The sequence below is a fragment of the Occallatibacter sp. genome, assembly GCF_049802275.1.
Taxonomy (GTDB): domain Bacteria; phylum Acidobacteriota; class Terriglobia; order Terriglobales; family Acidobacteriaceae; genus Telmatobacter.
Window position 1 is genome coordinate 1 of record NZ_JBARMD010000262.1, and the last position, 2,197, is coordinate 2,197.

Here is a 2,197-nt window from a genome sequence, read left to right on the forward strand (position 1 = left end):
AAGCGGCCGACTCGATAATCCAATGAGTCTCGAACCCGCAACAACTGCTCAATCTCCTCACCTTGACTCTTCAGCACCTTAAGGACGTCGTTTCCTGGTTTATTGAAAATATATGCAGAAAGTTCACGCGCATATCGTTTTTTATCGTTGATCATCGAATTCTGACGGACACGATAATCCGGGTGCGCGAGCGGTGGATGGTGCGCCGGACCGCGATGATCAACCAGATCCGGGGAATGCTGCTCGAGTGTGGCATCACGGTGCGGAAAGGGCGGCCGCAAGAAATCCGGTTAGCGGCCTGGTCATCCTGCCGATTCCGTTGCCCACCTCCAACACCGTGTCCTCGGGCTGATGTCGTCCGTATTGGACAAATAGATTCCTAAACTCGTTTCCGGTTCCGGTGAAGCTCCCATCTCCAACGAAAACAACCATGCGCCGGGGTGGAATCATTTCTCTGCGGCGTGTCACTACATCAAGGGCATCTAGGACGCGATCTCTTGTGTTCTTCAGAACTTCGACGGCTTACCTCAATCTCAATCTTTCATTGCCGTTCCGGAGGGATTACCGGCAAATTGGAAGTTACCACACCAAGGAGGACCCTGTATCAAAAGAGGGTGTCCTCACAGCAACCAATTGGTGCATACTTCAGGCACCAGAAAACCATGCATCAATGTCTTGCAGAAAACTATGGAGCAGTGGCCGCTCCGACATAATTTCGCGTCGCCAAACTCCGCAGCCAATGACAGGTACCCTTCTCGAACTCTCACGCAGACACTCTGCGCTTGATTTTTGCCTTCACTCTACGGAGTGCAATGATGACTACGCCGAGCCACGCAAGGGCCTCAAGTCCGGTACAGCGTGCCTTAACTGCCCTCCATTCCGCTAGGGATCGGCCCGATGACGTATTGCGCATCCTTCCGGCCTGATGCCACGCGGACGCCGCCGCCGCCGCACACCCCAACAAAAATGACAGACCGGTCCTTCCGGATGCCCTCGAATCCCGCATTGGCTTGAACTTTGCCCCGAACGCAAATCGATACAGTATCACCAATTCATCAAGAATCTTGTACCGAAACGCCCTTTCTTCACGATTCAAGCTCGTCGCAGCCTTCGCATGAAGACGAAACGAAGCCAAGCTTTCCGGAACAAACACCGCGCCATATCGAATCATCGCGCGGCACCAGAATTCAGCGTCACCCAACTGGATCAATAAATCGTCGAAACCGCCAATCTCGCGAAACACCGATCTATGAATCAGAGTCGAAGTTGGTTCACCGGCAAGGTTGTGCGAAGGCTCGCGAGCTGCAATTCGGATGGCCTTCCCGGGCAATACAACGGGGCTTGCACTGTAGTCAGAAAAGAGTCGCTCCCGATGCCGCATGAACCAAAAGGAGTCAAACCCCTCCTCGCAGATGAACTCACGTTGGCAAAAAGCGAACGGCTTCGCGTAACGAAGGGCTGCAGACAGAAGCGCCTGAATGCAAGACGGCGCGATCGTATCATCCTGGAAAACAAATTTGATCCATTCCCCGCGAGCCTGCAGTACGCAGTTGTTCCAATTACGGGCGAGGCCGAGGCGCGCCGGGTTCTTTATGAACCGAAAGCGCTCATCGTCTTCCGCCAGCACCTGGGCGAACTCGAAAGTGCCGTCTGAACTCTGATCATCGCAGATCACGACCTCAAAATCCGTGAAGCTTTGGGAGCGAACACTGCGAATACATTCTGCGAGATGCTCCTTTCCGTTATACGTCGGTACACAGACACTTACCATCGGTGCTCGGTCTGCGGCTACGGCGGAAATCCGCGGCGGGTCCGGAACCGGCGATTTAACCAGGTGCCTCAAGCTGAGATCGTCTCCTTACTCTCGTTCATCAGGCCCGCCAGGTCGTTTCCCTGATCAATCTTATTGCTTGATATTCCGGCTTGGCGAAAATGTACGACCCGATCTCGTTAAAATGGCGGCTTGCGTCAAAAATCATCGAGCCTTGTCGCACTCGATAATCAAGCGCGATCTCGTCGAGTTTTACTAAGCTACAGCCATAACACGCTGCACGTATCCAAAACTCCCCCGATGCCATCCGATAGCATGCCAGAACCTTCGATGAGATGAGGCCGCCTTCCAGACCGATGATCCGCGTCCACATCTCCCAATCAAGCGTGTAGCAAAGATCGAAGCGGAATTCTCCATGCTTTAGAT

Annotated in this window: 2 protein-coding genes; both read right to left on the reverse strand. The window is 53.5% G+C overall.

The genetic code is table 11. From position 1 onward, the window contains the following. Positions 1-763: 763 nt before the first annotated feature. Positions 764-1,771: a glycosyltransferase family 2 protein gene (locus tag WA354_RS09100; protein ID WP_472812690.1), complete on the reverse strand. Its 1,008-nt coding sequence runs from the start codon at positions 1,769-1,771 to the stop codon at positions 764-766. 100 nt (positions 1,772-1,871) lie between these two features. After that, positions 1,872-2,197: hypothetical protein (locus WA354_RS09105; RefSeq protein ID WP_472812691.1), on the reverse strand; the 326-nt coding region annotated here is incomplete at its 5' end.

Coding starts and splice junctions, on each gene's coding strand:
- WA354_RS09100 (WP_472812690.1), bottom strand. CDS start 1,771: ATGGTAAGTGTCTGTGTACCGACGTATAACGGAAAGGAGCATCTCGCA.